The organism is Metapseudomonas boanensis, assembly GCF_018704125.1.
Taxonomy (GTDB): domain Bacteria; phylum Pseudomonadota; class Gammaproteobacteria; order Pseudomonadales; family Pseudomonadaceae; genus Metapseudomonas; species Metapseudomonas boanensis.
In genome coordinates this window covers 163540-188864 of record NZ_JAGTIS010000004.1, presented here as the reverse complement: position 1 = coordinate 188864, position 25325 = coordinate 163540, and the positions used below count along the sequence as shown (strand labels likewise).

3 protein-coding genes and 1 pseudogene are annotated in these 25325 nt (G+C 61.5%); 3 read left to right on the top strand and 1 reads right to left on the bottom strand.

Going from position 1 to position 25325, the window contains the following annotated elements; all coding sequences use genetic code 11:
* Positions 1-4: 4 nt before the first annotated feature.
* A complete protein-coding gene (locus J7302_RS10145; RefSeq protein WP_215373455.1) occupies positions 5-1540 on the bottom strand; it encodes a sensor histidine kinase in 1536 nt (511 codons plus the stop codon).
* Between the two features lie 696 nt (positions 1541-2236).
* On the opposite strand from J7302_RS10145, the pseudogene J7302_RS10140 reads away from it, so the two are divergent.
* The 3 genes and pseudogenes from J7302_RS10140 to J7302_RS10130 form a co-directional block, all read left to right on the top strand.
* Positions 2237-2539: pseudogene (locus tag J7302_RS10140) on the top strand (ISL3 family transposase); the annotation flags it as partial.
* Between the two features lie 1048 nt (positions 2540-3587).
* On the top strand, positions 3588-13988 hold the full coding sequence (locus tag J7302_RS10135; protein ID WP_215373452.1) for a peroxidase family protein: 10401 nt from the start codon (positions 3588-3590) through the stop codon (positions 13986-13988).
* A gap of 919 nt (positions 13989-14907) precedes the next feature.
* Complete coding sequence (locus J7302_RS10130) at positions 14908-25209, top strand: peroxidase family protein (RefSeq protein WP_215373449.1); 10302 nt, start codon at positions 14908-14910, stop codon at positions 25207-25209.
* The last annotated feature ends 116 nt before the right edge of the window (positions 25210-25325 follow it).

The window sequence follows — 25325 nt, the reverse complement described above, 5'->3', positions numbered from 1 at the left end:
GCGGCTACAGGGCTTCGGATTCAGTGGTGGGAAGCTTGAAGCGTGCAGTGACCTGGGTTCCTGCGCCGGGCCGGGAGTCGATTTGGAAAGTGCCGCCCAAGGCTTCCACACGGTACCGCATACCCACCAAGCCAAGTCGCCTGCGGCCGTGCTCCTCCTCGGCGGTGCTCGTTTGCGCAAAGCCGGCACCAGCATCCTTCACGCATACCACCAGCTCTCCTTTCGCCAGGTGTGCCGAGACTCGCTGGCCCTTGCCTCCTGCATGCAGGAAGGCATTGTTGAGGGCTTCCTGTACGAATCGGTAGAGGCAGATCTTCAGTGACATGGACGCCTGTGTCGGTAGTGGCTCCAACTCCAGTTCGACAAAGGTGCCGGTACGCTGTTCATGGCGCTGTACCAGCAGGCGGAGCAACTGCTCGAGGCTGAGATCTCCGATCTCCGGCAGGGCCAGTCCACGGGAAATGTCACGGATCTCACGCAATGCATCCTGGCCGGCTTTCCTGATGGTTTCCAACGCATCGCCATCAAGCTCTTCCCCATGCTCCCTCAGGCGATCGCGGAGTTGGGCCAGTTCATCGATCCTCACCAGGATCAGCGTCAGCAACTGCGCCGGGCCGTCATGCAGATCTGCACCGAGACGCCGCAGTGTCAGCTCGCTGATTCGCGAAAACTCCAGATTGGCACTGGTGATGCTGCGCTGCAGTTGGGCGTTCCGGGCATGCAGGATTGCCTGTTCGACCATCCGTTGCTTTAGTGCTATCTGCTGCTGGTCGATGATGCGCTCGCCACGGCGTACTACGAAGAACAGCAAACCCAGCATCGCAAGGGTGGCCGACCCCACCACGGCCCAAACCTGCAGGCGTACGGTGTCGATTTCCTGCTCCAGGCTGTCGGCACGCTCGTAGAACTCGCCCACCGCAACCACCTTGCCCGTTCCGTGTTCACGCAAGGGCGCGTAGATTTCGTAAAGCGGCATGTCGAGACTGCGCTCGAAGACGTTCTCGTCCTGCTCCAGATCCTCCAGCCCAGTCACGATCCGGCCTTGCAAGGCTTCGTCAATCTCGTCAGTGGGGAACTGGCGGTTCAGCGTCGATTTGTCGGTGCTGTAGATAACCGTGCCATCGGGCCTCCAGATCTTCACGGAGGCTACATGGCGGTTCAGAGAGCTGTTCTGCAGCAATTGATCAATAGCGGCAGCGCTGTCGGGGGAAATTGTTCCAGTGGTAGCCAGGTCCTGGACAAAGGGTTCCAGAAAACTCTCCATGTAAAGCGCACCGGCCTCAGCTGCCGATTGCACGGCGGCGCGTTCGATGCGCTGGCCGACCAGGTTGCCGACCAGTGACATGGTCAGGCTCAGGATGAAGCTGGCCGCGATTACGAATTGGGTAGAGCGCTTCAGGCGTCTTGCACGATTGCAGAAGCGGCGCCACCAGCTATTGTTCCGTCCCGGCTTTGGTCCAGGGGGGGATTGGACCAAGGTCGGGTCCGGGCCCCGGCCGCAAGTCAGCTGATTTGGTTCGACCTTCGCATCTATGGGCATTCGCTGATCTCCTTGATGCTTTACTCGAACCATGTAGCCGCCCGAATCAGGGTAGGGGGTAGCTGCCTGCATAGCCTGAGAAGCTTCGCGTTTGATGTGGAGGATACTAGCTCGCTGCTGCAGCAGATCAGTTTGTGATCCTGCACATCACGGGCTACGAGTTGGATGGTGGGGCGGTGTTCGGCCGCTCTGGCTCCAATGCTTGCGGCGTGCTGGCTTGCCAGACTCGATGAATGCACTAAGCCTGGAACGTAGTGCCCGAGTGGTCCGCCGGAGATGTCTTGGTTGGTAGGGTCGGCAGTGACCTGATGTCCAGAAATCTGCAACTGGTTTGATCGTCAACCATGACTTCAACTTTCTGGAGGATTGAGATGCTACTGGCAGACATTTCTGCGAACAGGCAAAGCTCAGGTTTTCAGGTTTCAAGGGTGTAACTGGGGGAATCGATCACATCCATGTGGAGGGTAACGTCAACAACACTGCTGCAGATATCCAGATCGACCGGGTCGGGCACATCACGCTCACTGCTAACGACTTCGTCAGATTGCTGTCTCCTCCCTTGCGGTGACCCGCCTGCCCGCGGAGCACCGCATTTTTTGTTCATCGCGAAGTCTGGGGGAGATGCGAGTTGACAGTCAGGGAAGTGGGTAGATTGGCAGTCGCCAAACATCCCATCCCCCACACCTTGCTGCCACCGTGCATCCTATTGATCTTGCCGCTTTCTGGCCGGGCTACGAGGTCGTCGCCTGTCGCCAATCCACTCACGACACCCTGCTGATCAGTCTTGAACCCCAAGCCGAGCGCTTACCGATTTGCAGCCGGTGGGCCAAACCCAACCCGTTGATCCACGAGCAGCACATCCGCCAGGTGCGGGATCGTGACCTGCAGGATCAGCGCGTCCTGCTGCAACTGCCGGTGCGTCGCGTCGACTGCCTGTACTGCGGACGCGTATCCGAGCGGATCGACTGGCTGGCGCCGGCTTCCCGCCTTCCCCGGAAAGCATGATGAACCCCAAAAGGCACCCTGCATGGGGACTGTCCGTGAACCACGAATCGTTCTGTCGCATCAGCCTGCAACACCACCTTGGCGGACTTGTCGGTCGGAGTGACACATCGAAGGCGCGCGAAACCTTGTAGGAGCCAGCTTGCTGGCGAATCGCGAATGGCACATGTTCGCCAGCAAGCTGGCTCCTACAGAGAGAGTACCGGCTATCCGGCTGTCAACTCGCATCTCCCCCAGATTCCGCGATGAGCCATTTTTTATGCCCGTAATTGAAGGGCGCGAGCAAGTCGCCTTCGGGCAAGCCATCTTCGATCCCCTTTGACCAGCGCTTTCGCCCCGACAGGATGAAGGGGCCTGTAGAGCAGGCAGAGAGCCATCTTTTTGGCGGCTTTGCTAGACCACGGACAAAAAAATGGCAAGTTCTGGCTCCGTCCTCCGGGCGGTGTCAAATGGCTGACTAGTGGGGTTGGTCTTTTATGAAGGCTCTATCTCGGGTATTTCAGCGTTGGCCTGCTCCATTGATCGGGCCTCTCGAGAGCGGAATAGTTCACATTTAATCATTTTTGTAAGTATATATTTCATATGCAAGTCATTGTTAATCAATGGTTTAAGGTCATTAATTGCCTTGAATTTGGTGATTCGACGGTCTCTTGACAGTGTTTTCTGGCGAATCTTTAGTCACTTATGTAAGAAATTATTTCGACGATGGGTCGGCTGCATTTTTTGGGCACTGCAGCATTGGTCCGGGGGGATAAGAGCTAGGGAGAACACCATGAGTACCGTCTTGCGTCTGACCCTCCGGAAGGCTTCCCCGCCAGCCACCAGTCACCTCACTTCCATTCACGGGCCGCCGGACCACTGAACCTCTAGCAGTGTCGTCAGGGGAGAGCCTGGCCAGCGCTGATCAACCTGCGTTTGTGAGCTTCGCAGCAGCAAAGCCGGTGCCCTGGAATCCCCCAATAAGAATCGAACTGTCGAAACGTGGCGCCATCCGCCGGCAGCTACGCGTGGGTCCTTGTGTGCTTGGAAATGAGGAAACAGCAAAATGGCCAACTTCAACTTGTCGGACCTGGATTTCATCCTGCAGCAGATCCTCATCTCCGAGGCCCATGCGAACGGCGAGGACCTCCTTGACCTCCTGCCGAATGTCCAGGTGCCCTTCGGACTGCGTACCATCGATGGCTCATTCAACAATCTGCTGTTTGGCCAGAATGGGTTTGGTGCGGCAGACAACATTTTCCCGAGGTTGCTCGATCCTGTGTTCCGAACGGCGGGTGACAACCCCTTCGTCCCCGGTGTCCAGACGACCTCTTATGCGCAGACCAGTGGCACAGTTTTCGATCCGCAGCCGCGGATCATCAGCAACCTGATCGTCGACTTCACCGCCAATAACCCGGCGGCTGTGGCAGCAGCTGCGCAGACACCCGGTTCCAGTACTGTGGCAAGCCCCGGTCTCGACGGGATCTTTGGCACTCTGGATGACACCTCGACGTTGTTTATTCCGAACGTTGCGCCGGATGCCGGGCTGTCCGCGCCCTTCAACTCCTGGATGACCTTTTTTGGGCAGTTCTTCGACCATGGCCTGGACCTGGTGACCAAGGGCGGCAACGATGTCGTGTTCGTTCCGTTGCAGCCGGACGACCCGCTGTTCGTGCCTGGCAGCCCGACCAACTTCATGGTGATGACCCGCGCCACCCAGTTCGGCGGGCCGGGCCTGAACCAGAACACCACCTCGCCCTTCGTCGACCAGAACCAGACCTATACCTCCCACCCGTCGCACCAGGCATTCCTGCGCGCGTATGAGCTGAACGCGGCTGGCCAGCCGGAAGCTACCGGCAAGCTGATCACCAACCGTGACCTCGGTGCCGACGGGGTGTTCGGTACGGCCGACGACGTCGAGATCGGTGGCATGGCCACCTGGAAGGTAGTCAAGGCCCAGGCCCGCGACATCCTCGGGATCAACCTGACCGATGCCGACGTATTCGATCTGCCGCTGCTGGCCACCGACCCCTATGGCAATTTCATCAAGGGCCCGAATGGTTTGCCGCAGGTGGTGATGAAGGGGTTCGATGGCATCGCCGGTACTGCCGATGATGTTCTCGTGGAAGGCAACCGGCTGGCCCCGCTCGACCTGACCAATGCCGTGCGCACCGGCCACCAGTTTCTCATCGACATCGCCCACAGCGCCGATCCCACCGGTGGCCTGGTGGCCGACGCTGACACTGTGATCAACGCCGGCAGTCCGCAACCGTCAGGAACCTACGACAACGAATTGCTGGACGCGCACTACATCGCCGGCGATGGCCGGGTCAACGAGAACATCGGCCTGACCACCGTGCACCACGTGTTCCACTCCGAGCACAACCGCCTGGTCGAGCAGACCAAGAGCACACTGCTCGCCTCTGGCATCCTGGCCGAGCTGACCCCCTGGTTGATGCCGGGTACCGCACCGGCTGTATTCCCCACCACCGCCGCTGAGATCGCCGCCCTGCAATGGAACGGCGAGCGTCTGTTCCAAGCCGCCAAGTTCGGCACCGAGATGCAGTACCAGCACCTGGTGTTCGAGGAGTTCGCCCGTACCATCCAGCCGCAAGTCGATGCGTTCCTCGCACCTAATGGCTACGACACCACCATCGATGCATCCATAGTCGCCGAGTTTGCCCATACGGTTTACCGCTTCGGCCACTCGATGCTGCTGGAAACCGTGGATCGCTTCGATGTCAATTTCAATCCGGTTCTCACTGACCCGCTCCACCCGACCAATGCCCAGCAGATGGGCCTGATCTCCGCCTTCCTCAACCCCCTGGCCTTTGCCGCCAGCGGCCCGACCGCAGAGGAAGCGGCCGGCGCCATTGTTCGCGGGCTGACCCGCCAGGTCGGTAACGAGATCGACGAGTTCGTCACCGAGGCCTTGCGCAACAACCTGGTGGGGCTGCCGTTGGACCTGGCCGTGCTGAACATCGCCCGTGGTCGCGATACCGGTGTTCCTTCGTTGAACGCCGCGCGTCGTGAGTTCTACCGCATGACCGGTGATGAACAGCTGACGCCCTACACCAGTTGGGTGGACTTCGCGGATCACCTGAAGCACGTGGAGTCGCTGATCAACTTCATCGCCGCCTACGGCACCCATTCCAGCATTGTCAATGCGACTACCCTGGCCGAGAAGCGCGCCGCAGCGACCCTGCTGGTGCTTGGCGGCGCCGGCGAGCCGCTGGACCGTATGGACTTCCTGCACAGCACCGGCGCCTGGGCCAGCGGCGCGGACGGCGTGACCACCACCGGCCTGGACCAGGTCGATTTCTGGATTGGTGGGCTGGCTGAAGAAAAAATGCCTTTCGGCGGCATGCTCGGTTCCACCTTCAACTTCGTCTTCGAGACCCAGTTGGAAAGTCTGCAGAACGGCGATCGTTTCTACTATTTGTCACGGACCGCTGGCCTGCACTTCGGTGCTGAGCTGGAAAACAACTCCTTCGCCAAGCTGGTGATGCTCAACACTGATGTCACGCATCTGCCTAATGCCATCTTCTCGACGCCCACCTGGACGCTGGAGGTCAACCCTGCGCTGCAGCACACCGGCCTCGGTGTCGACGGTCGTGCAGACCCCACCGGTGGCATCCTCATCAATGGTGTCGAGGTGACCCCGCTGGTCATCCGCGACAATCCGGATACGGTCGGGCCAGATACCAACTACCTGCGCTATACGGGTCCTGATCATGTGGTGCTGGCTGGCACCGAAGGCGATGACATCATCCTTTCCAGCGAAGGCGACGACACGCTGTACGGCGACGGCGGCAACGACCAACTGGAAGGTGGTTACGGAAACGACGTCATCATGGGCGGCGCCGGCGACGACATCCTCACCGATGCGGGCGGTGACAACCGTATCGAAGGTGGCGAAGGCAATGACGTGATCGAAGTCGCCAACATGATGGCGGCAGGCGCCGGTAACCTGATTCTTGGCGGCGACGGCAAAGACTTCATCGTCACCATCGAGGACATGTCCACCACCTTTGGCGGCCGCGGCGACGACTTCATCTACAGCGCCAAGACCAGCCTGCCGCCCACCGGTAACGAGGGCGATGACTGGATCGAGAACGGCACCCAGGATGGTGCGCCGGGCGACAACTTCAGCCCGTTGTTGGCTGACGAGGTGGTCGGCAACGACGTCTTTATCGGAGGCGGTGGTTTTGACGAGTTCATCGGCGAGGGTGGCGATGACATCTTCGTCGGCAGTGATGCCCAGGACAAGATGGATGGCATGTCCGGCTTCGACTGGGTTACCTACAAGAACGACAACATTGGCGTTACTGTTGACCTGACCCTGGCGAACTTCCTCGGCATTGGCGAAGTGGGTGACCACATCGCCTTCCCTGTCGCTCAGTCCCCGGCTTCGATCTTCGATCGCTTCGCTCAGGTGGAGGGGCTTTCAGGTTCCGATTTTGCCGACATCCTGCGCGGCGATAATGCCGACGCAGCGCTGCTTGCCGGTACCACGATCACCGGGAATTTCCTGAGTAACCTCGATCTGATCGCGGGGCTGCGTGCTTTCCTCGGCGCGGCGGCCGCCGGTGCGGACGGCATCACCGGAACGGCTGACGACCAGTTTGGCGCCGGCAATATCATTCTTGGCGGCAGCGGTAGTGACATCATTGAAGGGCGTGGTGGCGATGACCTGATCGATGGCGACCTGTGGCTGAACGTGCGCATCAGCGTGCGCGCCAATGCCGATGGCACCGGGGCTGAGATCGCCTCCTTCAACAGCATGCTGGACTTGATCCCGCAGATGCTGAACGGCACCTTCAACCCCGGCCAACTGGTTGCTGTACGCGAAGTGCTGACCGGTAATGCGGACTTCGACACTGCGAACTATACCGGGCTCAATTCCGAGTACAACGTGGTCGACAATGGTGATGGCTCGTTCACCGTAACCGACCTGGTGGTTGGACGCGATGGCTCGGATCGCCTGACCAACATCGAGCGCATCCAGTTCGCCGATGGTGCGCTGGTGCTGGTTCCGGGCCTGAATGCCGAGCCGGTCGGTCAGCTGACGATCACCGATACCAATGGTGGCACGCTCCAGGTCGGTGACTTCCTGACCGTATCCAGCGCGAGCGTGACCGATGCTGATAATCCGGGGGGCACCCTCACCAACGTGACCTATGTCTGGCAGGTCGAACGCACGCCGGGCACGGGTATCTTTGAAGATATCGTCGCTGCACCGGCAGGCGACCTGGCCTTCCAGAGCGCCAACGGCGAACGCTTCAGGATTACTCCGGACATTGCCGGGTTGGCGATCCGGGTCAAGGGCGTCTATCAGGATGCCAATGGCGTGACCGAGCAGGTGTTCTCCGGCCCCACCGCGGCGGTCGATCCGTTCACTCCGCCACCGCCGACCCTGACGATCGACCCGGGGCCGGGGGTTACCCAAAGCGGGCGGGGCGTGCAGTTGGTACGTGCCGACCTGAACTTCATCCTCGACCAGATCCGCATTGCCGAAGCCCATGCCGCAGGTGCCGACCTGCTGTCGCTGGTGCCCAACGTGCGGGCCTCGGCCGGTTTGCGCACGGTTACCGGTGAGTTCAACAACCTGCTGGACTTTTCCGGTATCAATCAGAGCCAGTTCGGCGCTGCGGACAATACCTTCCCGCGGCTGTTGCCACCGGAGTTCACCAACGAGCAGGACGAAGCCGCCTTCCTGGGCGTGACCAACACCGACTACAACTCCTCGACGAACGTGGTGGACAGCGATCCACGCACCATCTCGAACCTGATTGTCGATCAGACCAACAACAATCCGGCGGTAGTGGCCGCGGCGTTGGGCACCGATGGTTCGACCCTGGTGACCAGTCCGGGCCTGGACGGATTGTTCGGTACGGCGGATGACCAACAGGTGAATTTCATCCCGAACATTGCACCTGATGCCGGGCTGACCGCACCCTTCAACGCCTGGATGACCTTCTTTGGCCAGTTCTTCGACCATGGCCTGGACCTGGTGACCAAGGGCGGCAGCGGCAACGTATTCATCCCATTGCAACCGGACGATCCGCGCTTCGTGGCGGGCAGCCCGACCAACTTCATGGTCCTGACCCGGGCGACCCAGGTTGGTGGCGTACCCGGGGCGAACGAGAATACCACTTCGCCTTTCGTCGACCAGAACCAAACCTACAGTTCGCACCCGTCGCACCAGGTCTTCCTCCGCGCCTATATCTCGACGCCTGATGGTCCGGTGGCGACCGGTGGGTTGATCACCAACCGCAATCTGGGAGCCGACGGCCAGTTCGGTACTGCTGATGACGTGGAAATCGGTGGCATGGCTACCTGGGCGGTGGTCAAGGCCCAGGCCCGTGACATCCTCGGGATCAACCTGACCGACGACGACGTGTTCGACGTGCCGCTGCTGGCGACCGATGCCTACGGCAACTTCATCAAGGGGCCGAACGGCTTTCCGCAGGTGGTGATGGTCGGTCCGGACGGATTGCCTGGCACCGCTGATGACGTGCTGGTGGAAGGCAACCCGGCGGCCAATGGCGGCGTGGGTATCAGCCTGGCCAGTGCAGTGCGTACAGGCCACCAGTTCCTCATCGACGTTGCCCACAGCGCCGATCCTTCCGGTGGCCTGACGGCAGACGTCGACTCCATCATCAACATCGGAACCCCACCGGCAGCGGGGACCTATGACAACGAGCTGCTGGATGCGCACTACATGGCCGGTGACGGCCGGGTCAACGAGAACATCGGTCTGACCGCCGTGCACGCGATCTTCCACTCCGAGCACAATCGCCTGGTCGAGCAGACCAAGAGCACGGTGCTGGCCAGCAATGATCTGGCCTTCATCAACGAGTGGCTGCTTACGCCCGTCACCACATTCCCAACCACCCAGGCCGAGATCAATGCCTTGCTGTGGAACGGCGAGCGGTTGTTCCAGACCGCGAAGTTCGGCACCGAAATGCAGTACCAGCACCTTGTGTTCGAGGAGTTCGCGCGGACCATACAGCCGAACATCGACCCGTTCTTCGCGCCGACACAGGTATACGACGTCAACCTCGATCCCTCGATCGTCGCTGAGTTCGCCCACACGGTTTACCGTTTTGGCCACTCGATGCTGACCGAGACGGTCGACCGCTTCGACGCCAGCTTCAATCCGATCACGGTCGACCCGCTGCATCCGACCAACGACCAGCAACTGGGTTTGATCGCTGCCTTCCTCAACCCGCTGGCCTATGCGGCCAGTGGTTTGACCCCGGAAGACGCCACCAGCGCCATCGTGCGTGGCGTGACCCGGACGGTGGGTAACGAGATCGATGAGTTCGTCACCGAGGCCTTGCGCAATAACCTGGTGGGACTGCCACTGGACCTGGCGGCGCTGAACATTGCCCGCGGCCGCGACACCGGCGTGGCTTCACTGAACCACGCGCGTGCGCAGTTCTATGAGGCGACCGGCGACATCAACCTCAAGCCCTACACCAGTTGGGCTGACCTGGTGCTGCATCTCAAGCACGCGGAATCCGTGATCAACTTCATCGCGGCCTATGGCACGCACGCGTCCATCACCAGCGCCACGACGCTGGCCGACAAGCGTGCGGCAGCGACCGCCATCGTTCTCGGCGGGGCAGGTGCCCCAGCCGACCGGCTGGACTTCCTCAATGGACCGGCAGCCACGACCGGGGTCGACAACATCGACTTCTGGATCGGTGGCCTGGCCGAGCAGGTCACGCCCTTCGGCGGCATGCTCGGCTCGACCTTCAACTTCGTGTTCGAGAACCAGTTGGAGAAATTGCAGGATGGTGACCGCTTCTATTACCTGGAGCGCACCGCCGGCATGAACTTCAACGCTGAGTTGGAAGGCAACTCCTTCGCCAAGCTGATCATGGCGAATACCCAAGCCACCCACCTCCCGGGCATCGTCTTCCTGACTCCGGCCTATACGCTGGAGGTCAATCCGCTCCTGCAACACACAGGGCTCAATGACCCAGGTTTGGATGGTATCCAGGGCACTGCAGATGACGTGGCAGGCGCGGACGGAATACTCGGTAATTCAGACCCGCTCAGCGGCGATCCATTGCTAGCGCTGGTGAGCCGCGACAACCCGGCTACGCCAGGCGCCGATACCAATTACCTCCAGTACTCCGGACCGGACCATGTCGTACTCGGTGGTTCTGCGGGCAATGACATCCTGCGCGCCAGTGAAGGTGACGACACTCTCTACGGGGACGGCGGCGATGACCGTCTCGATGGCGGCTACGGCAACGATTTCCTCAATGGGGGCGATGGTGACGACATCATCACGGACCTTGGGGGGGACGACAACATCAAGGGCGACAACGGCAACGATGTCATCCACGGTGGCAACGGTGTCAACCTGATCCTTGGCGGCTTCGGCAACGACTTCATCATCACCGGTGAAGACGCCAGCGAGGCTTTCGGTGGCCAGGGCAACGACTTCATCCTGGGGTCCAAGGCCAACGAGCAGGACATGGGCAACGAGGGCGACGACTGGATCGAGTTCGGAACCTCGGATGGGGCACCGGGCGACAACTTCGACCCTGCCGGTAATGACCCCATTGCCGGGAATGATGTGTACATCGGTGCCGGTGAGGGCGACAAGTTCAATGCCGAAGGCGGCGACGACATCATGGTCGGCAGTACGGGTCAGGGAGACCGGTACATCGGTGCTTCCGGCTACGACTGGGCCACGTTCAAGAATGACACCAAGGGTGTGACCATCGATATCAATGGTATCTTCTTCGACCAACCGTTGGTGCCGGGCTCCGGTGCCTCGGTGCTGACGCGCTTCGACTTCGTCGAAGGGCTGTCCGGTTCGTCCTTCGCCGATATCTTGCAGGGCGATAATGCCAATGCCACGACATTACCCACTGCAGGTGCCAAGGGCAGCGTCCTGACCAACATCGCGCTGATAGCCGGGTTGCAGGAGTTCCTGGGAGCCGGCGTCACCTTCTACGATGGCGGCAACATTATCTTGGGCGGCAGCGGTAGCGACATCCTTGAGGGCCGTGGCGGCGATGACCTGATTGACGGTGACAAATGGCTGAACGTGCGCATCAGCGTTCGTCAGAACCTGGATGGTAGCGGGCCGGAAATCGCCAGCTTCAACAGCATGACCGAGATGGTGCCGCAGATGCTCAATGGCACCTACCACGCCGGCCAGTTGGTCATCGTGCGGGAGATTTTGACGGGAGCGGCCGATTTCGACACTGCGGTCTTCTCGGGACTCAACTCCGAGTACGACGTGGCCCTCAATGCCGATGGTTCGGTCACCGTGACTGACCTTCAAGCCGGCCGTGACGGTGTGGACCGTCTCACCAATGTCGAGCGACTGCAGTTTGCCGATGGCATGCTCGACCTGACTCCCGGAATGGATGCTTCACCGCTGGGTGAGGTCACGATCAATGACGCGACGCCTGAGGTGGGTTCAAGTCTCAAGGCTTTCATTGCGCAGGTCACGGATGGCGACAATCCAGGCGGTAGCGTTACCGGGCCGGTGTCTTACTACTGGCAAGTAGAGACCGCGCCGGGTTCCGGAATCTTCACCGACATCACCTCGATTGCTGCTGGCGCGTTCTCGCGTGCCAGTGGTGAACGGTTCAAACCCACGGCTGACCTGGCCGGCTTGTCGATCCGCGTGAAGGCGATCTACAAGGACGCCAATGGTGTGCTGGAAACGGCGTTCTCGGCACCGAGCGCAGCGATCCTGGCTGACCCAGCCCCGGACGCGGCTACCGGCGCTCCGGCGATCAGCGACATGTCGCCGACCCAGTCGCTGTCGCTGGCGGCCTCGCCCGGTACCATCGACGATCCGGATGGCCTCACCACCGCGATCTTCACCTACCAGTGGCAGTCCTCGAGCGACGGCGTGACCTTCACCAACATCGCCGGGGCGACCAACCGTGGCTTCACGCCGACTGCGACGCAGGTCGGCCAGCAACTGCGGGTCATCGCCACCTTCACCGATGATTTCGGCACGATCAACTCGCTCGCGTCTGCTGCGACGGCGGTAGTCGGCGCCCTGATCGTTGGCACGCCAGGTGTTGACAACCTGGTCGGCACCATCGGCGCCGACCTGATCAATGCCCTCGACGGCAACGACACGCTGTTCGGGGGGCTGGGCGACGACACCCTCAACGGTGATGCCGGCGACGACGTGATGATGGGCGGGGCCGGGGCCGATGCGATGATTGGCGGTCTGGGCAACGATATCTATGAAGTCACCGATACCGGGGATGTGGTGGTTGAAGCGGGCAGTGCCGGACATGACACGGTGTCGACCTCGCTCGGCAGCTACACCCTGGGGGCTAACGTCGAAGGGCTGTTCTTCGGCGGCAGCGGCAACTTCGTCGGCACCGGCAATGCGCTGAACAACGTCATCGTAGGCGGCGCCGGCAACGATGTGCTGATCGGTGGCGTCGGGGCTGACATGATGGTCGGTGGCCAGGGCAATGACGGCTATAACGTCGAGAACCTCGGGGATGTGGTGCTCGAGGCGGCCGGCGGCGGGCAGGACCTGGTGGTGACATCGCTGGCCAGCCACACGCTGGGGGCCAATGTTGAGAACCTGTACTTCGACGGCAGCGCCAACTTCACCGGTATCGGTAACGATCTGGCCAACCTGATGGTGGGCGGCAGTGGCAACGACGTGCTGATCGGCCGTGGCGGAGCCGACACCCTGCGCGGCGGTCTGGGCAACGATGTCTATGAAGTCACCGACGCCGGGGATGTGGTGAACGAACTGAGCGGAGCCGGGCATGACACGGTGTCGACCTCGCTGCTGACCTATGTCCTCGGGCCGAACCTCGAGGGTCTGTTCTATGGTGGCAGCGGCAACTTCCTCGGTATCGGTAACGAACTCGACAACCTGATGGTGGGTGGCGCCGGCAATGATGTGCTGATCGGTGGCGCCGGGGCCGACTTCATGGCCGGTGGCCTGGGCAACGACCTCTACGAGGTGACCGAGGCCGGGGATGTGGTCCTGGAGCTGGCCGGCGCCGGGATCGACTCGGTGTCGACCTCGCTGTCGGTGTTCGAGCTGGGGGCGAACCTCGAGGGGCTGTTCTTCGGCGGCACTGGCAACTTCGACATGGCCTTCGGTAACGCGCTGAACAACACCATTGTCGGCGGATCGGGCCACGATGCCATCTTCGGCATGGGCGGCAACGACTACATGGTCGGCGGGGCTGGCAATGACATCTTCGTGTTCGGTGCGGGCTTCGGCCAGGACACGATCGCGGACTTCGATGCCAACCCGCTGGGGGGCCAGGATCGGCTCAATATCGAGAGCCTGGGGATCACGGCGGCCACCTTCGGCGCCAATGTGGGCATCGCTGGAGTAGCCGGCAGCACCGTGGTCACCATCGGTGCCGATAGCATCACCCTGGTGGGTATTGCCGATGCCGCTACCATCAACCAGAGCGACTTCATCCTGGCGGGTTGATCAGCTCTAGCTCCCCTGACGGGGTGAAGTGCCAGGCACTTCACCCCGTTTCTTCTGGCTCTGCCTGCGTCAAGTTTGGGACTGGGCCAGAGTCTCTGTACGAGCAATGGAACACTGAATTCTTGCTTGCGAACGGAGCCTTCCGCGTTTCCCCCCCGTTGCTCTGCCTCGCTACTTGCCTGCCAGCTTGCTAACGACCGACGCGTCAGCATTTCGTCGTATCGAACGCGCGCTGGTTTGCGCTACAAGCAAGATCGATGCCTTCACTTAGCTCGATTTGACCATATGAGCTAACGGTTGTTTTCCTGTGATAAGTGGATTGGGTTGTTCTGGGCCGCTCTAGAACGGGCATTCTGGTGCCAGCGAGAGGTGTTTCTCGAGGCGCTGGGAGGGGGGAGGACGATGGGTGTCGAGCCGTTCATCGCAGATAAATGAAGTTTTTCTACAAATTTCATGCACTTAGTATTCAGTTACATTTGGAAATACTTATTGACAATTACTTGACACTGGTTGGGGGCGGAACTTTAGTCAGGATGTAAGTGAGCGTGACTGTTTTTTGGCAGACTGCATCCGAAAAGGGACGTTGCAGCCTTAGCCTGATTGATCTGCTAGGGAGAACGTCGTCATGGCTATCGACTCGTCTTTGCATTGGAGGGGGACACACCCGCCGATGCACGCATTCATTTCCGCCCGGGTCCACGGACCTCCCTCTGCCTGAGCCAGGCCGCCACCAATTGCAGTGCGGCGCGCCAACGATCCGAATCACTCCCTGACACCTGAGCCTTTGTAAGGGTTCAGCGGCTTCGTTCGCGGATTCGATCCGGTCTTCTGAACAACATCTCCATTTCGAACGTGGAATCGCTCCCGCGTGGATGTGATTCAGCCTGACTTTTTGCTGTCGGAACTGAGGATTCAAAAAATGGCCAACTTCATTCAGTCTGACCTCGAGTTCATTCTCCAGCAGATCCTCATCGCTGAAGCCCATGCGGCTGGTCAGGATCTTTCCGCGTTGTTGCCAAACGCCCAGGTGCCCTGGGGCCTGAGAACCATCGATGGCTCCTTCAACCACCTGCTCCCAGGGCAGGATGGTTTTGGCGCAGCGGATGAATTCTTCCCGCTGATGCTCGACCAGGTCTTTCGCAACGAAGGCGATGACAGCTTCGACCTCAATGGCCCTGCACCCGGTGGGTTGCTGACCAACAACAACTACGCCACCACGGGGCCGATCGCTGGCAATGTGGTGGATGCGGATCCGCGGATCATCTCCAACCTGATCGTCGATCAGACCGCCAGCAACCCGGCGGCGGTAGAGGCCAATGGTGGCGCGCTTCCCGTGATCAGCCCCGGGCTCGATGGGCAGTTCGGCACGCTGGATGACAAAGAAGTCTTCTTCATCCCCAACACCACGCCGGATGAGGGCCTTTCCGCGCCATTCAACTCCTGGTTCACCTTCTTCGGTCAGTTCTTCGACCATGGCCTGGACCTGGTGCAGAAGGGTAACCAAGGGACGGTCTTCATCCCGTTGCAACCGGATGACCCGCTGTTCGTTCCTGGAGGAACCACCAATTTCCTGGTGCTGACCCGTGCCGACAATGTGGCGGTGGGCGCGGGCGCTGACGGCATCATGAACACCGCTGACGATGTGCATCGTCACTTGAACCTGACCAGCCCCTTTGTCGACCAGAACCAGACCTACAGTTCGCACCCGTCGCACCAGGTGTTCCTGCGCGCCTATGTCTCGACTCCGGACGGCCCGGTGGCGACCGGCAAACTGATCACCAACCGTGACCTCGGTGCCGATGGACGGTTTGGTACCCTGGATGACGTCGAGCTGGGTGGCATGGCCACCTGGGCAGTGGTCAAGGCACAGGCCCGCGATATCCTCGGCATCAACCTTACCGATGCCGATGTAGGCAATATCCCGCTGCTGGCCTCTGATCTCTACGGCAACTTCATCAAGGGGCCGAATGGCTTCCCGCAAGTGGTGATGCTCGGTTTTGACGGTGTAGCGGGAACGGCTGACGACGTGTTGGTGGAAGGCAATCCTGCCGCGCCCATCAGCCTGGTAGGCGCTGTGCGCACCGGGCATGCGTTCCTCGATGACATCGCCCATAGCGCCAATCCCTTCGACAGCCAGACCGGGGCTCTGAAGGCCGCCGACGGGGACGCTGTCGTCGGCGACGATGGCATTGCCGGTACCTATGACAACGAGCTGCTGAATGCGCACTACATCGCGGGCGATGGGCGGGTAAACGAGAACATCGGCCTGACTACCGTGCACCATGTGTTCCACTCCGAGCACAATCGCCTGGTGGACCACACCAAAGATGTGATCCTGCAGTCGGCCGATCTGGCCTTCCTCAGCAACTGGCTGATGCCGGGCACTGCTCCGGCGGTGTTCCCGACCACGCCGGATCAGATCGCCGCCCTGCAGTGGGATGGCGAGCGCCTGTTCCAGGCCGCCAAGTTCGGCACCGAGATGCAGTACCAGCACCTGGTGTTCGAAGAGTTCGCACGCAAGGTGCAGCCGAACATCGATGAGTTCCTGGCGCCAAACGGTTTCGACACCACCATCGACCCGTCGATTACGGCCGAGTTCGCTCATGTGGTGTACCGCTTCGGCCACTCAATGCTGACCGAAACCATCGACCGGATGGACCCGAACTTCGTCAACAGTGAAATCGGCCTGATCGCCGCCTTCCTCAACCCGCTTGCGTTCGCGACCAGTGGCGTAACGGCGGAGCAGGCGGCCGGCGCCATCGTTCGCGGCCTGACACGCCAGCAGGGCAACGAGATCGATGAGTTCGTCACCGAAGCGCTGCGCAACAACCTGCTTGGCCTACCCCTGGACCTGGCGACCATCAACATTGCCCGTGGTCGTGATGCCGGCGTGCCTTCGCTGAACGCAGCGCGCCGCAGCTTCTTCGAGGCCACAGGCGACAGCCAGCTGGAGGCTTACACCAGCTGGGTCGACTTCATGGGTAACCTCAAGCATGAGCTGTCCCTGGTCAACTTCATCGCGGCTTACGGCACCCACTCGACCATCACGGCTGCAACGACACTGGCCGATAAGCGCGCCGCTGCCATGGCCATTGTCTTCGGCGGTGTCGGTGAGCCGATTGACCGCCTGGACTTCCTCAACAGCACCGGGGCCTGGGCCAGTGGCCCGGATGGCGTCACCACGACAGGTCTTGACCTGGTGGACTTCTGGGTCGGCGGCCTGGCCGAGAAGCAGATGCCGTTCGGCGGCCTGCTGGGGTCTACCTTCAACTTCGTGTTCGAGACCCAGTTGGAAGCGTTGCAGAATGGAGACCGTTTCTACTATCTCGGCCGCCTGGCGGGACTGAACTTCCTGACCGAGATGGAGAACAACTCCTTCGCCAAACTGGTGATGCTCAACACTGACGTCACGCACCTGCCGGCGGACATCTTCTCCACTCCAGCCTTTACCCTCGAGGTCAATGCAGCCGTACAGTTCACCGGGCTAGGTCTCACCGGCCGTGACGACCCAACCGGGGTCGGTCTGATTGCGCCCCTGGTGATCCGCGACAACCCCGATACGGTAGGGCCTGACACCAACTACCTGCGCTACACCGGCGAGGACCATGTGGTACTGGGCGGTACCGCCGGCGATGACATCCTGATCTCCAGCATCGGCGACGATACGCTTTGGGGCGATGCAGGCAACGATCGGCTGGAAGGCGGCGATGGTGTCGACAACCTGGAGGGCGGAGCCGGTGACGATATCATCACCGACCTGGGGGGCGACGATACCCTGAGGGGCGGCGACGGTAACGACGTGCTGCATGGCGGCAACGGATTCAACCTGATCCTGGGCGGCGCCGGCAGTGACTTCATCGTTACCGGTGAAGATGTCTCGGACACCTTTGCCGGCCCCGGCAACGACTTCGTATTCGGTGCCAAGACCAACCTGCCGACTGCAGGTAACGAAGGCGACGACTGGATCGAGATCGGCACCCAGGACGGCGCACCCGGCGATAACTTCGCGCCTTTCGCCACAGATGATGTGGCAGGCAACGATGTGTTCATCACCGGTGGCGGCTTCGATGAAGTCATGGGTGAGGGCGGTGACGACATCATGGTCGGTTCCGATGGCTCCGACCACTTCGACGGCGCCTCGGGCTTCGACTGGGCCAGTTATGGCAGCGACCCGCGCGGGGTCACTGCCAACCTGTTGATCGACGACTTCATCGAACCACCGGTAACGGCCTCCAATGCCGGTCTGCTGGACCGCTTCGCCGAAGTGGAGGGGCTTTCCGGTTCGGCGTTCGGCGACATCCTGAAAGGGGATGACTCCGATGCCACGACCATTCCCACCGATGGCGCGCAAGGTAGCGTGCTGACCAATATCGCCCTGATCACTGGTCTGCAGGCCCTGTTCGACGAGGCCTTCGGCCCGGGTGTGATTTCCTTCTCGTCGGGCAACATCCTCCTCGGTGGCAGTGGCAGTGACGTGATCGAGGGGCGCCGCGGCGACGACCTGATCGATGGCGACCGCTGGCTGAATGTCCGTGTCGCGGTCACCGGCAACCCCAATGTGACCACCGTGCAGAGCCTCCAGGAGCTGATCCCGCGCATGCTCTCGGGTGAGATCAACCCAAGCCAGCTGAGTATCGTGCGTGAGATTCTGGACGATGACGACAGCCTGGATACAGCAGTCTATGCAGGGCCACGAGCCAACTACACCGTTACCACCCTCAACGGGGTCACCACGGTCACCGACAACGTCGGTGTTGCTGCGGGCACTGAGGGCACCGATACCCTGCTGAACATCGAGCGCCTGCAGTTCTCCGACCAGACCCTGGTGTTCGACCCTGTCTCCGGCACCTTCGTCGAGCCTGATCCTGTCCTGGGTCTCAACAGCCTCCCTGTGGGCCTGGTGACCATTTTCGATGCGAACACCAACACACTGGACAATACTCCGGCAGTCGGACAGTTGCTGAGAGCCTCGGTGGCAGGCGTGACCGATGCCGAGAATGTCAGCCCTGATAATCCCACCGGGTCGCTGGATGGCAGACCGGTGAGCTTCGTCTGGCAGTTCGAGGTCGAGCCTGGCTCCGGCATATTCCACGACATCGTCACGGCTGGCGGGGATGCCCCATCTACCGCGGCACGCGGTACCTTCCTCGTCACTGCTGATCTGGATGGCGTGGCCATTCGCGTCAAGGCCATCTACCAGGATGGCGACGGCGTGATGGAGACAGCGTTCTCGACGCCAACTGCCGCAGTTGACGGTCTGGTCGCTCCCACTCCACCGGTCGCAATACCGGCCGAGAGCGCGACGGACCCGGTCAATGGCGGCGTGCACCTGATTCGCGGCGACCTGCAGTTCATCCTCGATCAGATCAGAATCGCCGAACGCCATTCCGCAGGCGAGAACCTGATGGACATCCTGCCGAACTCGCGGGTTGCCTTTGGGCTTCGTACGGTCGATGGCTCGTTCAACAACCTGGTGACCGGACAGGAAGAGTTCGGTGCAGCAGACAACCCGTTCCCGCTGCTGCTGGATCAGTTCTTCCGCAACGAGAACGATGAGACACCATTTGCCGGCACCACGAACACCAACTATGCCGCGAATGGCAATGTGGTGGATTCCGACCCCCGTATCATCTCCAACCTGGTGGTCGACCAGACCATCACCAACCCGGTGGCGGTCCAGGCCTTCGTCGATGCCGGGCTGGGCGTCCTGGCAGATGGCACGCAGATCGATTCCGCTACCGGCTTGCCCTATGCAATTGGGACCTTGCTCGACCTCGGGGGTGTGGCTATTCCTCGCGGGCAGCCGCTGTTCATTCCCAACACCGCACCCGATGAGGGGTTGTCGGCCGGTTTCAACTCCTGGTTCACCCTGTTCGGCCAGTTCTTCGACCATGGCCTCGACCTGGTGAACAAGGGGGGCAACGGCGTCATCTTCGTGCCGTTGCAAGCCGACGATCCGCTGGTGCTGGGCGCAGACGGCATAGCCGGGACGACGGACGACCTGCCTGAAGCGCAACGCTTCATGCTGCTGACCCGTGCCACTAATACGTTGGTCCAGGCTGGGGCGGACAATGTCCTTGGCACCTCGGATGATGTGCACCTGCACAATAACCAGACCACGCCATTCGTCGACCAGAACCAGACCTACACCTCGCACCCGTCGCACCAGGTCTTCCTGCGCGAGTACGAACTCAATGCTGCGGGGGATCCGGTTGCGACCGGCCGGCTGTTGGACGGTGTCGACGGCGGTCTGCCGACCTGGGCACAGGTCAAGGCCCAGGCCCTGATGCTTGGCGTCATCCTGACCGATGCCGATGTCACCAACCTGCCGATGCTGGTGACCGACGCCTATGGCAAGTTCGTTCCTGGCGCCAACGGCTTCGCCCAGTTCGTCACGGCCACGGGCTTCGTGGAAGGGGTGGCCGGCGGTCTGGCGGTGCCCGCCAACGTGGTTCGCACCAACCATGCGTTCCTCGATGACATTGCCCACAGCGCCAACCCCCGCAACTCTGCCGGTGCATTGCTGACACCTGATGCTGATCTGGTGGCAGGCACCGACGATGGTATTGCCGGGACCTATGACGATGAATTGCTGAATGCACACTTCATTACCGGCGACGGCCGCGGCAACGAGAACATCGGCCTGACCGCCGTGCACCACGTGTTCCACGCCGAGCACAACCGGATGATCGAGCACATCAAGGCGGTGGTCCTGGCCAGCAATGACCCGGCCTTCGTCGCTGAATGGCAGTTCCCCGATGGCAGCTGGAATGGCGAGCGCCTGTTCCAAGCGGCGCGGTTCACCACTGAAATGCAGTACCAGCACCTGGTCTTCGAAGAGTTCGCCCGCAAGGTGCAACCCCAGGTCGACATCTTCTTCGCGCCGACCCAGGTGTACGACACCGCGATCAACCCGGCCATCGTCGCGGAGTTTGCCCACGTGGTCTATCGCTTTGGTCACTCGATGCTGACCGAAACCGTTGACCGCTTCGACGCGAACTTCACTGACAGTTCCATGGGCCTGATCGCAGCTTTCCTCAACCCGCTGTCCTTCAACCAGCTCAGCGATGGGGCGGGCGGAACCGTCACGGTCACGGCCGATCAGGCCGCGGGCGCCATTGTCCGTGGCATGACCCGGCAGCTCGGCAACGAGATCGATGAGTTCGTCACCGAGGCGCTGCGCAACAACTTGCTGGGTCTGCCGCTCGACCTGCCGACCATCAACCTCACCCGTGGCCGGGATACCGGTGTGCCGTCCTTGAATGCCGCGCGTCTGGAGTTCTACAACGCCACCGGCGATGCCCAGCTCAAGCCCTACACCAGCTGGCTGGACTTCGCGATGAACCTGAAGCACCAGGAATCGGTGGTCAACTTCATCGCCGCCTACGGCACACATACCTCGGTCACCAGCGCCACGACCCTGACCGACAAGCGTGCTGCGGCCTTCGCCTTGGTGTTTGGTGGGGTTGGTGCGCCGGACGACCGGCTGGAGTTCCTCAATGGTCCGGCGGCCACCACCGGCGTCAATGACATTGACCTGTGGATCGGTGGTCTCGCCGAGCGGCAGATGCCCTTCGGTGGCCTGCTGGGATCGACCTTCAACTTCGTCTTCGAGACGCAGATGGAGAAACTCCAAGACGGCGACCGGTTCTATTATCTGGAGCGCACTGCCGGCCTGAACTTCCTCAGCGAGCTGGAGAACAACTCCTTCGCCAAGTTGATCATGGCCAACACCGACGCCACCCACCTGCCAGGTGATGTGTTCTCGACCCCAGCCTTCACTCTTGAGGTCGACCAGAACGTGCAGTTCACTGGCTTGGGGATCACTGGCCGCGAGGATCCGCTGGGCGCCAACCCGTTGATCCCGCTGGTTCTGCGCAGTGCCAACTTCCTGCAGTACAACGGCGAGGACCATGTGGTGCTCGGGGGTAGCGCCGGCAATGACACCCTCATTGCCAGCATCGGCGATGACACTCTGCACGGCGATGCCGGTAACGACCGACTGGAAGGCGGCGACGGCAACGACATCATCTTTGGTGGCGCCGGCGACGACATCCTGACTGACAGGGGGGGCGACGACAATATCCAGGGCGGCGAAGGCAACGACGTCATCCATGGTGGTAACGGCATCAACTTGTTGCTGGGCGGATTCGGCAACGACTTCATCATCAACGTCGAAGATGCCTCGGAAGCCTTCGGTGGCACCGGCAATGACTTCATCCTCGGTGTGCGCTCCGTCGAATTCATCTTCGGTAACGAGGGCGACGACTGGATCGAACAGGGCATGCCCGATGGCGCGGCCGGCGACAACTTCGACCCCTTCGGCAATGACCCGATCATCGGGCACGACGTGTTCCTCGGTGAGTTCGGCATCATCGACCGGATGGACGGTGAAGGCGGCGACGACATCATGATGGGCAACGGCGGGGAGGGAGACCGCTATGTCGGGATGTCGGGCTTCGACTGGGCCGTATTCAAGGACGACCCGGCGGGCGTCAGCATCGACATGCGTCTGCGTGCCTTCATCGAGGCACCGATCGCTCCGGGGGCCACATCGGTCCTGGCCCGCTTCGAGTCGACTGAAGGGGTGTCCGGCTCCGCGTTCAGCGACATCCTCCGCGGCGACGATGCCGATGCGACGTTGATCGCCACGTCGGGCGCCTATGGCAGCGTGCTGACCAATATCAGCCTGATCGCCGGTCTGCAGGAGTTTCTGGGAGCAGGTGTAACTTCATTCGGCAGCGGCAACATCATCCTGGCCGGTGACGGCAGCGACATGCTTTTGGGCGGCGGCGGTGACGACCTGATGGATGGTGACAAGTGGCTGAACGTGCGCATCAGCGTGCGTGCCAATGTCGATGGCACCGGAGGCGAAATCGCCAGCTTCAACAACCTGACGGACCTGGCGCCGTTCATGGTCAACGGCACCTACAACCCGGGACAGCTGGTGATCGTACGCGAGATCATGGACGGAAACGGGCTCGGCTACGACACAGCCGTCTACAGCGGCAACGTGGAGCAGTACGACATCGTCATCAATGACGATGGCTCCCTCACCGTGACCGACCTGGTGGGCTCGGACGGTGTCGACCGGCTGACCAACATCGAACGGTTGCAGTTCGCCAACGACGTGCTCTTCGTCGCGCCTGGCAACAACAGCGGTCCGGAAGGCTTGTTGTCCGTCAATGACACCACGCCAGAAGTCGGCACCCTGATGAAGGCTTCGATTGGCGGGCTCACCGATCCGGACAACCCCGGCGGTACCATCACTGGCCAGGTGGCCTATTACTGGCAGGTGGACACCGGTGATGGTGTCTTCGTCGACATCACGACGCTGACTGCAGGCGGTGAGCTGGATGTGGCCGCCGGACCGACCTTCCGGGTTACGGCTGACCTGGTCGGCCTGCAGTTGCGGCTCAAGGCGATCTACAAGGACGCCAATGGCGTGCTGGAAACCGCGTTCTCGGCACCGACTGCGGCGGTTCTGGCTGATCCGGCCCCGGATGCGACCACTGGAGAACCGGCGATCAGCGACATGTCGCCAACCCAGTCGCTGTCGCTGGCGGCCTCGCCCGGTACCATCGACGATCCGGATGGCCTCACCACCGCGATCTTCACCTACCAGTGGCAGTCCTCGAGCGACGGCGTGACCTTCACCAACATCGCCGGGGCGACCAACCGTGGCTTCACGCCGACCGCGACCCAGGTCGGCCAGCAACTGCGGGTCATCGCCACCTTCACCGATGATTTCGGCACTACGACCTCACGCACCTCTGCCACCACCGCGGTAGTCGGCGCCCTGATCGTTGGCACGCCAGGTGTTGACAACCTGATCGGCACCATCGGCGCCGACCTGATCAATGCCCTCGACGGCAACGACACGCTGTTCGGGGGGCTGGGCGACGACACCCTCAACGGTGATGCCGGCGACGACGTGATGATGGGCGGGGCCGGGGCCGATGCGATGATTGGCGGTCTGGGCAACGATATCTATGAAGTCACCGATACCGGGGATGTGGTGGTTGAAGCGGGCAGTGCCGGACATGACACGGTGTCGACCTCGCTCGGCAGCTACACCCTGGGGGCTAACGTCGAAGGGCTGTTCTTCGGCGGCAGCGGCAACTTCGTCGGCACCGGCAATGCGCTGAACAACGTCATCGTAGGCGGCGCCGGCAACGATGTGCTGATCGGTGGCGTCGGGGCTGACATGATGGTCGGTGGCCAGGGCAATGACGGCTATAACGTCGAGAACCTCGGGGATGTGGTGCTCGAGGCGGCCGGCGGCGGGCAGGACCTGGTGGTGACATCGCTGGCCAGCCACACGCTGGGGGCCAATGTTGAGAACCTGTACTTCGACGGCAGCGCCAACTTCACCGGTATCGGTAACGATCTGGCCAACCTGATGGTGGGCGGCAGTGGCAACGACGTGCTGATCGGCCGTGGCGGAGCCGACACCCTGCGCGGCGGTCTGGGCAACGATGTCTATGAAGTCACCGACGCCGGGGATGTGGTGAACGAACTGAGCGGAGCCGGGCATGACACGGTGTCGACCTCGCTGCTGACCTATGTCCTCGGGCCGAACCTCGAGGGTCTGTTCTATGGTGGCAGCGGCAACTTCCTCGGTATCGGTAACGAACTCGACAACCTGATGGTGGGTGGCGCCGGCAATGATGTGCTGATCGGTGGCGCCGGGGCCGACTTCATGGCCGGTGGCCTGGGCAACGACCTCTACGAGGTGACCGAGGCCGGGGATGTGGTCCTGGAGCTGGCCGGCGCCGGGATCGACTCGGTGTCGACCTCGCTGTCGGTGTTCGAGCTGGGGGCGAACCTCGAGGGGCTGTTCTTCGGCGGCACTGGCAACTTCGACATGGCCTTCGGTAACGCGCTGAACAACACCATTGTCGGCGGATCGGGCCACGATGCCATCTTCGGCATGGGCGGCAACGACTACATGGTCGGCGGGGCTGGCAATGACATCTTCGTGTTCGGTGCGGGCTTCGGCCAGGACACGATCGCGGACTTCGATGCCAACCCGCTGGGGGGCCAGGATCGGCTCAATATCGAGAGCCTGGGGATCACGGCGGCCACCTTCGGCGCCAATGTGGGCATCGCTGGAGTAGCCGGCAGCACCGTGGTCACCATCGGCGCCAATAGCATCACCCTGGTGGGGGTGGCGGACTCGACAGCGGTTACCCAGACGGATTTCATCCTGGCGGGTTGAGACGCTGGCGTCATAACAGGAGGCAACCTCGAGGGTCATGGTGCTTGGCACCGTGGCCCTCCTTGCGTTTGATGCGCCTGCAATCTGCCGGCGACTCCTGTAACGCCATGGGTGCA